The organism is Stenotrophomonas sp. MYb238, assembly GCF_009496535.1.
Taxonomy (GTDB): domain Bacteria; phylum Pseudomonadota; class Gammaproteobacteria; order Xanthomonadales; family Xanthomonadaceae; genus Stenotrophomonas.
In genome coordinates, this window is sequence record NZ_WIDL01000025.1 from 1 (window position 1) to 12,362 (window position 12,362).

10 protein-coding genes and 2 tRNA genes (1 of these 12 running past the window's edge) are annotated in these 12,362 nt (G+C 69.0%); 7 read left to right on the forward strand and 5 right to left on the reverse strand.

What is annotated here, in order from left to right:
• Positions 1–113 precede the first annotated feature (113 nt).
• The 5 genes from pstS (at position 114) to phoU (ending at position 4,819) form a co-directional block, all read left to right on the forward strand.
• A complete protein-coding gene (gene pstS, locus CQ393_RS15190) occupies positions 114–1,196 on the forward strand; it encodes a phosphate ABC transporter substrate-binding protein PstS (RefSeq protein WP_153192642.1) in 1,083 nt (360 codons plus the stop codon).
• 89 nt (positions 1,197–1,285) lie between these two features.
• A complete protein-coding gene (gene pstC / locus CQ393_RS15195; protein ID WP_153192644.1) occupies positions 1,286–2,254 on the forward strand; it encodes a phosphate ABC transporter permease subunit PstC in 969 nt (322 codons plus the stop codon).
• On the forward strand, positions 2,251–3,120 hold the full coding sequence (gene pstA / locus CQ393_RS15200) for a phosphate ABC transporter permease PstA (RefSeq protein ID WP_194269686.1): 870 nt from the start codon (positions 2,251–2,253) through the stop codon (positions 3,118–3,120). Before pstC ends, pstA begins: the two co-directional genes overlap by 4 nt.
• 34 nt (positions 3,121–3,154) lie before the next feature.
• Positions 3,155–3,985 (forward strand): phosphate ABC transporter ATP-binding protein PstB, encoded by an 831-nt coding sequence (gene pstB / locus CQ393_RS15205; RefSeq protein WP_153192648.1) that lies wholly within the window; start codon positions 3,155–3,157, stop codon positions 3,983–3,985.
• Between the two features lie 123 nt (positions 3,986–4,108).
• Positions 4,109–4,819 carry a phosphate signaling complex protein PhoU gene (gene phoU / locus CQ393_RS15210; protein ID WP_153192650.1) on the forward strand — a complete coding sequence of 237 codons (711 nt, stop codon included), beginning with the start codon at positions 4,109–4,111 and terminating at the stop codon, positions 4,817–4,819.
• A gap of 470 nt (positions 4,820–5,289) precedes the next feature.
• Here phoU and CQ393_RS15215 read toward each other — a convergent pair whose 3' ends face one another.
• The 5 genes from CQ393_RS15215 to rnr form a co-directional block, all read right to left on the reverse strand.
• Complete coding sequence (locus CQ393_RS15215; RefSeq protein ID WP_153192652.1) at positions 5,290–6,147, reverse strand: SDR family NAD(P)-dependent oxidoreductase; 858 nt, start codon at positions 6,145–6,147, stop codon at positions 5,290–5,292.
• Between the two features lie 89 nt (positions 6,148–6,236).
• Positions 6,237–7,574, reverse strand: coding sequence for a sorbosone dehydrogenase family protein (locus tag CQ393_RS15220; protein ID WP_153192654.1), 1,338 nt, complete (start codon positions 7,572–7,574; stop codon positions 6,237–6,239).
• The gene (locus tag CQ393_RS15225) at positions 7,571–8,008 is read right to left on the reverse strand and encodes a hypothetical protein (protein WP_153192656.1); all 438 of its coding nucleotides are present in this window, start codon (positions 8,006–8,008) and stop codon (positions 7,571–7,573) included. The genes CQ393_RS15220 and CQ393_RS15225 overlap by 4 nt, the downstream gene beginning before the upstream one ends.
• Before the next feature lie 251 nt (positions 8,009–8,259).
• Positions 8,260–9,003 carry a 23S rRNA (guanosine(2251)-2'-O)-methyltransferase RlmB gene (gene rlmB, locus CQ393_RS15230; RefSeq protein ID WP_153192658.1) on the reverse strand — a complete coding sequence of 248 codons (744 nt, stop codon included), beginning with the start codon at positions 9,001–9,003 and terminating at the stop codon, positions 8,260–8,262.
• 276 nt (positions 9,004–9,279) lie between these two features.
• Positions 9,280–11,733: a ribonuclease R gene (gene rnr / locus CQ393_RS15235; protein ID WP_153192660.1), complete on the reverse strand. Its 2,454-nt coding sequence runs from the start codon at positions 11,731–11,733 to the stop codon at positions 9,280–9,282.
• A gap of 115 nt (positions 11,734–11,848) precedes the next feature.
• On the opposite strand from rnr, the gene CQ393_RS15240 reads away from it, so the two are divergent.
• Both CQ393_RS15240 and CQ393_RS15245 read left to right on the forward strand, forming a co-directional pair.
• A tRNA-Leu gene (locus CQ393_RS15240) sits at positions 11,849–11,933 on the forward strand.
• A 361-nt stretch (positions 11,934–12,294) separates the two neighbouring features.
• Positions 12,295–12,362: transfer RNA gene (locus CQ393_RS15245), tRNA-Leu, on the forward strand; it runs 94 nt beyond the window's last position.

Sequence of the window (12,362 nt, forward strand, 5' to 3'; positions counted from 1 at the left end):
CCCCGTTCCCGCCTCCCCCTTCCCCGCCCCATGTAATCAGCCTGTAACAAAAACATCATTTCATAGCCGCATCCGCCGGCGCCGCCGGCACTTCTCCCGCCATGGAGCGACGCATGAAACTGCACACGACCGGCCTTGCCGCCCTTTCCCTGGCCATCGCGCTGGGCCTGTCGGCCTGCGGCGACAAGAGCGCCCCGGCCGCTGCCGGTCCGGATGCCGCCACGGCAGCGGCCGCCGGCGACAAGGTCGCCGCCGAGATCTCCGGCGCCGGCGCATCGTTCATCTTCCCGCTGGTGTCCAAGTGGTCGGCCGACTACAACGCCGCCACCGGCGCCAAGATCAACTACCAGTCCATCGGCTCGGGCGGCGGCATCGCCCAGATCAAGGCCGGCACCGTCGATTTCGGGTCGTCCGACAAGCCGCTGTCCTCCGAGGAACTGGCGCAGGCCGGCCTGGGCCAGTTCCCGTCGGCGATCGGCGGCGTGGTACCGGTGGTGAACCTGGAAGGCCTGCAGCCGGGCCAGCTGCGCCTGAGCGGCGCGCTGCTGGCCGACATCTTCCTGGGCAAGATCAAGACCTGGAACGACAAGGCCATCGCCGCCGCCAACCCGGGCGTGGCCCTGCCCGATACCAAGATCACCCTGGTGCACCGTTCCGACGGCTCGGGCACCACCTTCAACTTCTCCAACTACCTGTCCAAGGTCAGCAACGAGTGGAAGGACAAGGTCGGCGAAGGCACCTCGGTGCAGTGGCCCGACGGCGTCGGCGGCAAGGGCAACGAAGGCGTGGCCTCCTACGTGCAGCAGATCAAGGGCTCGCTGGGCTACGTCGAACTGGCCTACGCGCTGCAGAACAACATGCCGTACGCGTCGATGCAGAACGCCGCCGGCAACTGGGTGCAGCCGACCGCCGAGACCTTCGCCGCCGCCGCGGCCAGCGCCGACTGGGCCGGCGCCAAGGACTTCAACCTGGTCATCACCAACGCCCCGGGCGCCAACGCGTGGCCGATCACCGCCACCAATTTCATGCTGATGCACAAGCAGCCCAAGGATGCCAAGCGCAACCAGGACACGCTGGCCTTCTTCAAGTGGGCGTTCGAGAACGGCCAGCAACAGGCGGGCGACCTGCACTACGTACCGCTGCCGGCCGAACTGGTGACGCAGATCGAGGGCTACTGGGCCAGCGAGTTCAAGTGACCGGGACCCCGTGAGAGGACGCCGCGCCCGCCGGGCGCGGCGCTCCGCCCCGCTTCCCGCCGCCCTCCCCCACAGGCCATGCCGCTGCCATGAACGCCACCGCATCGTCCCTCGTACCGCCCACCTCGCGCGACCTGCGCGACGCCCGCAACGACCGCCTGTTCCGCGGGTTCCTGATCGTCACCGTCGTACTGGTGCTCACCGCGCTGGCCTGCGCCGCGCTGTCGATGCTGTGGGGCGGACGCCACGCCCTGCAGGAGCAGGGCCTGAGCTTCTTCTACACCGCCGACTGGAATCCGGTGGAAAACCGGTTCGGCGCGCTGGCGCCGATCTACGGCACCCTCGTCACCGCCGTCATCGCCATGCTGATCGCCGTGCCGGTCAGCTTCGGCATCGCCTTCTTCCTGACCGAGGTCGCCCCGCGCTGGCTGCGCGGCCCGGTCGGCACCGCCATCGAGCTGCTGGCCGGCATCCCGTCGATCATCTACGGCATGTGGGGCCTGTTCGTGCTGGTGCCGGTGATGACCGAGTACGTCACCCCGTTCCTCAACGACCACCTGGGCGGACTGCCGGTCGTCGGCGTGCTGTTCCAAGGGCCGCCGCTGGGCATCGGCATGCTCACCGCCGGCTTCGTGCTGGCGATCATGGTGATCCCCTTCATCTCCTCGGTGATGCGCGAGGTGTTCCTGACCGTGCCGACGCGCCTGAAGGAATCGGCCTACGCGCTGGGCTCGACCCGGTGGGAAGTGAGCTGGGACATCGTGCTGCCCTACACCCGCTCGGCGGTGATCGGCGGCGTGTTTCTCGGCCTCGGCCGCGCCCTGGGCGAAACCATGGCGGTGGCCTTCGTGATCGGCAACAGCGTGCGCCTGACGCCGTCGCTGCTGGAACCGGGCACCACCATCGCCGCGCTGATCGCCAACGACTTCGGCGAAGCCACCGAAACCTACCGCTCGGCCCTGCTGCTGCTCGGCTTCGTGCTGTTCATCGTCACCTTCGTGGTGCTTGCCATCGCCCGCCTGATGCTGCTGCGCCTGTCCCGCAAGGAGGGCAACTGATGTCCGCCACCGCTTCCAATGCGCTGTACCTGCGCCGCCGCGCCACCAACGTGCTGGCGCTGCTGATGGCCTGCGCCACCGCCGCGTTCGGCCTGCTGTTCCTGGGCTGGATCCTGTGGACGCTGTTGTCCAAGGGCCTGCCGGGCATCGACCTGGACCTGTTCACCAGGATGACGCCGCCGCCGATGCAGGAAGGCGGCCTGCTCAACGCCTTCTTCGGCAGCGCGGTGATGTGCGCGCTGGCCATCGCCATCGGCACCCCGCTGGGCGTGGCCGCCGGCACCTGGCTGGCCGAGTACGGCAACGCGCGCAAGGCCGGCACGGTGGTGCGCTTCGTCAACGACATCCTGCTGTCGGCGCCGTCGATCGTGCTCGGCCTGTTCGTCTACACCCTGTACGTGATGCAGACCGGCGGTAACTTCTCCGCGTTCGCCGGTGCCCTGTCGCTGGCCTTCATCGTGCTGCCGGTGGTGATCCGCACCACCGACGAGATGCTGCGGCTGGTGCCGGTGCAGATGCGCGAAGCGGCGCTGGCGCTGGGCGTGCCACAGTGGAAGGTGATCGTGCAGGTGCTGTACCGCAGCGCCATGGCCGGCATCGTCACCGGCATCCTGCTGGCGCTGGCGCGCATCTCCGGCGAGACCGCGCCGCTGCTGTTCACCGCCTTCGGCAACCAGTACTGGAACAGCAACGTGTTCCAGCCGATGGCCTCGGTGCCGGTAGTGATGAACCAGTTCGCCGGCAGCCCCTACGAATCGTGGCAGGTGCTGGCCTGGGCCGGCGCCCTCGTGCTGACCGTGTTCGTGCTGCTGGTCAGCCTCTCCGCGCGCGGCCTGCTGCTGCGCAACCGCATCTCCAACGACTGACCCGAACGACCGCCTTCCTTCCATGGACCTGCCCATGAACGACCTCACCAACGCCGTGCCGATGCAGCGCATCGCCGTGCCCACCGCGCACCAGGACCTGCAGACGCCGGCACCGGTCAAGCTCGCCGCGCGCGGCCTGGACTTCTACTACGGCCAGTTCCACGCGCTGAAGAACATCCACCTGGAGATCCCCGAAAAGCGCGTCACCGCGCTGATCGGTCCCTCCGGCTGCGGCAAGTCGACCCTGCTGCGCATCTTCAACCGCATCTACGCGCTGTACCCCAAGCTGGAAGCCCGCGGCGAGGTGCTGCTGGACGGCGAGAACATCCTCTCGCCGAAGTACCCGATGAACCGCCTGCGCTCCAAGGTCGGCATGGTGTTCCAGAAGCCGGTGCCGTTCCCGATGACCATCTTCGAGAACGTGGCCTACGGCATCCGCCACCACGAGAAGCTGTCCAAGGCCGACATGACTGACCGCGTCGAGCAGGCGCTGCGCCAAGGCGCGCTGTGGGACGAGGTCAAGGACAAGTTGAACCAGAGTGCGCTGGGATTGTCCGGCGGCCAGCAGCAGCGCCTGTGCATCGCCCGCGCGGTGGCGCTCAAGCCCGACGTGCTGCTGCTGGACGAGCCGACCTCGGCGCTGGACCCGATCTCCACCAGCCGCATCGAGCAGCTGGTCGAGGAACTGAAGAACGACTACACCATCGCCATCGTCACCCACAACATGCAGCAGGCCGCGCGCGTGTCCGACTACACCGCCTTCATGTACCTGGGCGACCTGATCGAACACGACCGCACCGACGTGATCTTCTCCAATCCCTCCAGGCAGCAGACCGAGGACTACATCACCGGCAGGTTCGGCTGAAAGCGCAAAGGCGGGGAAACAGGGAAGCGGGGATGGAGCAGCCTTTCACCCACCGCATCGCCAGACTGCGCTGCCCCGCTTCCGTCCCTCCCAGCTCCCCCTTCCCAATTCCCGGCCTTCAAAATGAACACCCATCCCAACGACCACATCGTGAAAAGCTACGACGAAGAACAGCACCGCCTGGTGGCCGAGATCGTGCGCATGGGCGAGATGTCCGTCGCCCAGCTCGAGGCCGCGCTGGACGTGATCGAGCGCCGCGACGAGAACGCCGCGCGCCGCATCATCGCCAACGACGAGGCGATCGACGCGCTGGAACAGCAGATCAGCCACGACGTGATGCGCCTGGCGCTGCGCGGCCCGATGGCGCGCGACCTGCGCGAGATCCTCGCCGGCCTGCGCATCCCGGCCGACATCGAGCGCATCGGCGACTACGCCGCCAACGTCGCCAAGCGCTCCATCGCCCTGGCCGCGGTGCCGCCGCTGCCGCAGATCCAGGGTCTGCGCGCGCTCGGCCGGCTCGCCGCGCAGCAGGTGCGGCGCGCACTGGAGGCCTATCGCGACAACGACGCCGAGGCCGCGCTGGCGCTGCGCCAGGACGACGCCCGGCTGGACGCGCAGTACACCGCGCTGTTCCGCGAACTGCTCACCTACATGATGGAAGACCCGCGCAACATCACCCCGTGCACGCACCTGCTGTTCATGGCCAAGAACCTGGAACGCATCGGCGACCATGCCACCAACATCGCCGAGAACGTCTGGTTTCTGGTGCACGGCGACGCGCCGCTGCCGCCGCGCGAGAAACGCGACGAGACCAGTACGGTCGACCGCGCCTGACTTGAGGCTTCAGCCCCGGGATGGGGACGGTCGGCTTGTCCGCCCCTGGCGCGCGTGCGGTCATGCAACTGGCGTGGGCCGGAGTGCGCAGCGAAAGCAAAGCCCCTCTCCCCAGGGAGAGGGATTGGGTTAGGGGTCCGGGACGAAGCCCTCCCGATGCTTGGATACAAGAGGCTTCGTCCGTTCCTCATCCGCCCCATCACGGCACCTTCTCCCAAAGTGGAAAAGGGAACGGCTTGCGCGCCCTTGGCACGCATTCGGTAGAACGCCCGCACAACGGGCGTGGGCCGGGATGCGCAGCGAATGCAAAGCCCCTCTCCCGCCGGGAGAGGGGTTGAGGTGAGAGCCCGGGGCGAAGCACTCCCGATTCCAGGTACAAGAGGCTCGTCCCTGCCCTCATCCGCCCTTCGAGGCGTCTTCCTCCAAAGGGAGAAGGGAACGGCGGCGCCGCCCCGCTTCGCCCGTCCGGCTCAGGCGGCGTTGTTGGCGCTGTCGCCACCGGTCACGTCATAGGCCGCGCCCGAGACCAGGCGGGCATCGTCGCTGGCCAGGAAGACGACCACCGGCGCGATCGACCCGGGCGGCAGCCAGGGCAGGCCGAGCGGCGAGCGGGCGGCGAGCCGCCGCTTCGCCGCGGCCTCGAGTTCTTCCAGCGGCGCGGCGTTGTCCAGGTCGTCCAGCGCCTGCGCATAGCGCTGCCTGTGCCGCGTGAGCAGCGTATCGATCAGGCCGGGAATCACCGCATTGACGGTGATGCCGTATTGCCCCAGTTCCAGCGCGGCCGACTTCACCAGCCCGATCAGCCCCCACTTGGACGCCGAGTACGCCGCGCCATACTTGGTGCCGTGCCGTCCCTGCGTCGAGGAGGTGACGATGATGCGGCCGCCGCCATTGCCGACGAGATGAGGCGCCACCGCGCGGATGGCGTTGCAGGTACCGGTGAGGTTGACGTCGATCTGGTCGTGCCAGTGCGCATCCTCCATTTCCAGCAGCGGCGCGAACGCCTGGATGCCGGCATTGGCGAAGAGGATGTCGATCCGGCCGAAGCGGTCGACGGTCCATGCGGCCGCTTCGCGCAGGGCGCCGATGTCGCGCTGGTCGAGCCGCCGCGATGCCCATCTCCCGCCGGCCTCGACCACCTGCCGGCCGGTTTCGTCCAGGTCCTGGACGGTGGCCGGCGCCACTTCCAGGACCGGGCTGACCGCACCGGCGATATCGATGCCGACCACGCTCGCGCCCTCCTGCGCGAAGGCCACCGCGGTGGCCCGGCCGATGCCGCGCGCGGCGCCGGTGACGATGGCGACTTTGCCTTCAAGGCGCCCGGACATGGCGTTCTCCTTTGAGGTTGGCAGGCTGCGGCCAGGCGCGAAGCGGATCGCCCCCGGACCAGGCCGGAACCGTCGTGCGGCTTACCGGCTCAAGGCGACGACGCCGTAGCGCCGGCTCCGCGCGCCGAGACGCGCCAGACGGTATTGCCAACGTCGTCGGCGATCAGCAACGCGCCGCCGGCGTCCTCGGCCAGGCCGACCGGCGCGCCTTTCAGGGTCTTTTCGTCCGCCGCAGCGAAGCCGCTGACGACCCGCTCCGGCGTGCCCACGGGCTTGCCGCCCTGGAAACGCACGAAGACGACGTCGTAGCCGCTCAGCGGGCTGCGGTCCCAGCTGCCGTGCTGGCTGACGAATGCGCCGCCGCGGTATTTCTCCGGCAGGCCGTCGCCGCGGTAGAACCACAGGCCCAGCGGCGCCACGTGCGACCCCAGCGCGTAGTCGGGGCGGATGGCCCTGGCCACCAGGTCCGGGCGCTGCGGCTGCACGCGCGTATCCACGTGCTGCCCGTAGTAGCTGTACGGCCAGCCGTAGAAGCCCCCCTCCTGCACCGAGGTGAGGTAGTCGGGCACCAGGTCCGCGCCGATCTCGTCGCGCTCGTTGGCGATGGCCCAGAGCCTGCCGGTCGCTGGCTCCCAGCCCAGGCCGGTCGGGTTGCGGATGCCCGAGGCGTAGATGCGGCTGGCGCCGGTGCGTGTATCCACCTCGAGCACCACCGCGCGGCGGTATTCCACGTCCAGGCCGTTCTCGGTGATGTTGCTGTTGGAACCGACGCCGACATAGAGCCGGCTGCCGTCCGCGCTGGCCAGCAGCGCCTTGGTCCAGTGGTGGTTGATGGTGCCGGGCAGGTCGGCGAACTCGACGCCGGGATCGGACATGCGCGTTTCCCCCGGCGTATAGCGGTACTTGATGATGGCATCGGTGTTGGCGACGTAGAGCGTGTCGCCGATCAGCTGCACGCCGAACGGCGAATGCAGATTCTCGATGAACACGTGCTTGCGCCATTCGCCCGGCTGGCCGGGCGCGCGGCGCAGCAGGGTGATGCGGTTGCCGCCCTTGCCGCCCTTGCCGGACTGGTTCTTTACCAGGCCGGCGATCATCTGTTTGGGCGAGGAGACCGGCTCGGCGCCGGGGCCGTTGGCCTCCACCACCAGCACGTCGCCGTTGGGCAGCGTCAGCAGCTGGCGCGGGTGCATCAGCCCGGAGGCGATCGGCTCGATCTCCAGCCCGTCGGCCACCGCCGGCTTCTCGCCCTGTGCCCAGCCGGTGCCCTTGGGCACCTGCATCGGCGGCACGAAGAAACTGCGCGGCTCGGGCAACGGCGGATTCGCCCCGGATTGCTGTGCCGGCTCGTAGGCCGCCTTTTCGCAGCCGGCCAGTGCCATGACCAGCGCCACGGCGCACGCCATGGCCAGATTCGTCCTGTTCATGGCCTGTCCTCCCATGCCGATGCCGGTTGCAACGCGGTGATGACCAGGCCCACGGCGATCAGCGCCACGGTGACGGCGGATAGCCACACCGCCTCCGGCACCACGCCGTAGGCATCGCGGCTATGGACGAAGGCGTTGACGATCGCCGCGACGATGGCGAAAAGGTTGAGCCAGAAGTCCAGCTTCTCGATGCGGGTGCTGCGGCGTGCCGGCACCCAGACATGCGCCAGGTTGATCAGGCGCGGCACGATGGCGAAGAGCAGGCCGATCGCGTTGAGCCAGGCCGCCGACTTGACCCACAGCACGTTGGCGCTGCACGCATAGGTCGCGTCGAAGATCAGCGCCGCGACGAAGAACCCGAAGGGTATGGGATTGAGCAGCGCGAACACGGCATGCGCGATCCGCGAACGTCTCGGTACGGGATGGATGGGCATGGCAAATCCAGGTTCATGGGCCGGAGGATCGACTGTCGCGGACCCGGCGGATATTCCCGCCTCGATGCTGGTCCGCTGCAGGGACTATAGGACCGCCGCCATGACGGCGATGTCACCGGCGGCAAGGGCCGGGCATGCCGCTGCATCCAACCGGCCAGGTGCCGCCATGCCCGCGGTTCACCTGCCACAGCCGGCGCCGGGTGCGGCCTGGCAGCGCGCTCCCCTGCACCGTTCCCTCAGGCTCGGCGGAGTCAGAGCCGCTGCCGCACCGCCTCGAACAGCGCCACGCCGGTGGCTACCGACACGTTGAGGCTTTCCACGTCGCCCGGCATCGGGATCCGCACCAGTCCGTCGCAGGTCTCGCGGGTCAGGCGGCGCAGGCCGTCGGATTCGCCGCCCATCACCAGCGCGACGTTGCCGCGCAGGTCCAGCTGGTGGATGGTCTGCTCCGCTTCGCCGGCCAGCCCGTACAGCCACACGCCCTGCTTCTGCAGGTCCTTCAGGCAGCGCGCCAGGTTGGTCACCGCCACCACCGGGATGCGGTCGGCCGCGCCGGCACTGGTCTTGCGCACGGTGGCGTTGACCGGCGCGCTCTTGTCCTTGGGGATCACCACCGCGGTGACGCCGGCGGCGGCGGCGCTGCGCAGGCAGGCGCCGAGGTTGTGCGGGTCCTGCACCTCGTCCAGCACCAGCAGCAGCGCCTTGCCTTCGGCGGCCTCGACCAGCCCCTCCAGCTCGTTCTCGCCCCACAGCCTGGCGGCGGCATAACGCGCGACCACTCCCTGGTGGCGCACCTGCCCGGCCACGCCGCCCAGCGCCTGCGCGCCCACGCGGCGCACGTCGATGCCCTTGCGCCGTGCGTTCTCCTCGATCTCGACCAGCCGCGCGTTCTTGCTGCCGGCCTCGATCAGCACCTCGCGGACGTTGTCCGGGTCCTTCTCGATCGACGAAGCCACGGCGTTGACGCCGACGATCCACTGGTTCTGCTTGCTCATTGCGACCGCGCGAGGGGGGAGTTGGGCGCGTAATGGTAGTGCATCGGCCCGGCCGGCACCGGCGCCGGCTGAATGCAGGGCCGGTGCCAGCCCGCCCCCTGCACCTGCCGGGCTCGGGCCAACGCCGCCCCGGCTGGCGCGGCCGAATGGGCCCGCGTCCGGCCTCCCGGTCGCGGCCCTGTCCCGCGGGAAGCGTGCCGGCAGCCAGTGGGCAGGAGGCGGCCAGCCGCAGGGCCGGAAAGGAAACGGCCGGTGCGCACACCGGCCGTTCCTGCCTCAGTACTTCTGCTTGGCGCGCTTGGCCGGCCTGCCGCGCGGCGGCGGTGGCATTTCCTCGTCCAATGCGCCGCCCTCGCCATCGAGCCGCTCGACCAGGCGGAAGTCGATCTTGCGGTCTTCCATGCTGGCCTTGAGCACCAGGATGCGCACGCGGTCGCCGAGCCGGAACTGGACGCCGCGGCGGTCGCCGGTGAGCGTCTTGCGCAGCGGGTCGAACTGGTAATAGTCGTGCGGCAGCTGGGTCACGTGCACCAGGCCGTTGACCTTGGACTCGTCCAGCTCGACGAACAGGCCGAAGCTGGTCACGCCGCTGATCACGCCGTCGAACTGGCCGCCGACGTGCTTCTCCATCCATGCCGCGCGGAAACGCTCGTCCACCTCGCGCTCGGCCTCGTCGGCGCGGCGCTCGCGCTCGGAGCACTGCAGCGCCAGCGCCGCCATCTCGCGCGGCGTGTAGGTGTACTTGTCGCGCGGGCCGCCGGTGAGCGCGTACTTGATGGCGCGGTGCACCAGCAGGTCCGGATAGCGGCGGATCGGCGAGGTGAAGTGCGCGTAGGCCTCCAGCGCCAGGCCGAAGTGGCCGTTGTTGTCCGGCGAATACACCGCCAGCGACTGGCTGCGCAGCAGCACCGATTCCAGCAGCGCCGCGTCCGGGCGCTCGCGCACCTTCTTCAGCAGCCGGGTGTAGTCGCCCGGCTGCACCTTGCTCCATGCGGGCAGGCTCAGCTTGAACTCCTTGAGGAACTCCAGCAGGTCGGCGAACTTGGATTCCGGCGGCCGCTCGTGCACGCGGAACGGCGCCGGGATGTGCGTGGCCAGCAGGTAGCGCGCGGCCTCCACGTTGGCGGCGATCATGCATTCCTCGATCAGCTTGTGCGCGTCGTTGCGCACCAGCATGCCGGCCTGGGTGACCTCGCCGCGGTTGTCCAGCACGAAGCGCACTTCCGAGGATTCGAACTCGATGGCGCCGCGGCGTTCGCGCGCCTTGGCCAGGATGCGGTACAGCTGGTGCAGGGTCTGGACCTGCGGCAGCAGCGGGCCGATGAAGGCCTTGGCGTCGGCATCGTCCTCGCCCACCGCGTTCCATACCTGGGTATAGGTCAGGCGCGCGTGCGAGTTCATCACCGCCTCGTAGAAGCGCGACTGCACCACTTCGCCCTTGCGGTCCACCTGCATGTCGCAGACGAAGCACATGCGGTCTTCCTTCGGCCGCAGCGAACAGATGCCGTTGGACAGCGTCTCCGGCAGCATCGGCACCACGTAGCCGGGGAAATACACCGAGGTGGCGCGGCGCTGCGCCTCGTCGTCCAGCGGCGTGCCGGGACGCACGTAGTGCGAGACGTCGGCGATGGCCACCACCAGCCGGAAGCCGTCGCGGTTCGGTTCGCAGTACACCGCGTCGTCGAAGTCCTTGGCGTCCTCGCCGTCGATGGTCACCAGCGGCAGCGCGCGCAGGTCCACGCGGGTGCCGATCATCGCCGGCTCCACCGTCATCGGGATCGCCGTCGCCTCGTCCAGCACTTCCGGCGGGAACTCGTGCGGCAGGTCGTGGCCGTGGATGGCCGTTTCCACCACCAGCGACGGGGTCAGCTTGTCGCCGAGCACGGCGACGACCCTGCCGATCGGCGGGCGCCGCGAATCCGGCGCCTGGGTCAGCTCGCACACCACCAGCTGGCCGTCCTTCGCACCGCCCGTGGCGTCGGCCGGGATCTGGATGCTGCGCTGGATGCGCTTGTCGTCGGGCACCACGTAGTTGATGCCCATCTCGACGCTGAAATTGCCGATCAGGCGGTTGACGCCACGCTCCAGCACGCGCGCGATGCTGCCCTCGCGGCGGCCGCGGCGGTCGATGCCGGTGACGTTGGCCAGCGCGCGGTCGCCGTGCATGACCTTGCGCATCTCGTACGGCGGCAGGAACAGGTCGTCGCCGCCTTCGTCGGGCCGCAGGAAACCGAAGCCCTCCGGATTGGCGATGACCGTGCCGGGGATCAGGTTGGTGACCAGCACCGGGGCGAAGCCGCCGCGGCGGTTCTGCACCAGCTGCCCGTCGCGCACCATCGCGCCCAGGCGCTTGGCCAGCGCGTCGGCGCGGTCCGGTTCGACCAGGCCGAGCTTGGCACCGATCTCCTCGGCGTTCTGCGGCCCTTCGCAGCGGTCGAGCAGTTGCAGGATCGCCTCGCGGCTGGCGATGGGCTGGGCATAACGCTCGGCTTCGCGCGCGGCGTAGGGATCGTCGAAAGCGGCGCCCGGTGCGGGCCGGGAGCGGCCGCGCACGAAACTCTTCGGCGGCGCGCTGTCCTTCGGCTTGCCGCGGCCGCCCTTGGCGGCCGGTGCGGCCAGGCTCTCCGGCATCCAGGGCGGCAGCGTGGCGGACTTGCGGGGTTTGCCCGGCTTGGCGCCGGGGGCGGACTTGGGGGCCTTGCCGGCCCCGGTGGTCTTTTTGTTTTTCATCGAGCCCCATGGTACCCGCTGCGGCGTGGACGCAGCGCGTATGCCGCCCGGCCATCGCCGCGCGCGAAACCGTTGACAAAGCCCGGGGCCGCCACCAGAATTGCCGGCCCGAATCGCCCAGGTGGCGGAATTGGTAGACGCACTAGTTTCAGGTACTAGCGGGTAAAACCGTGGAGGTTCGAGTCCTCTCCTGGGCACCATGATTCGGAACGAAAGAACCCGCGCAAGCGGGTTTTTTGTTGCCGCCATCCGGTCGCCATGGATGGCGGGAATGCCGGTTTTGCAGGAGCAAAAACCGGCCGTGGCGGCAACCCTTCGGGCCATCGACAATCGGTGTCAAAAACCGCTCCCGGCGGTTTTTTTTTGTTGCCTTCGATCCGGCCCTGCGGGATGTCGCCCAGCCGTCGCGATCCCGGGGAATATCCCGCGGCCGGCATGGCTGGACACGCCCTCGCCGCACCGTCGTTTCCAGGCGGCGGTCGAGAGCGATGCGCTGCGTGCGGCAATGCATTTTTTTGTTGACGCTCCCGGCAACGCCCTGCATAATTCCGCTCCTGAGTCGCCCAGGTGGCGGAATTGGTAGACGCACTAGTTTCAGGTACTAGCGGGTAAAACCGTGGAGGTTCGAG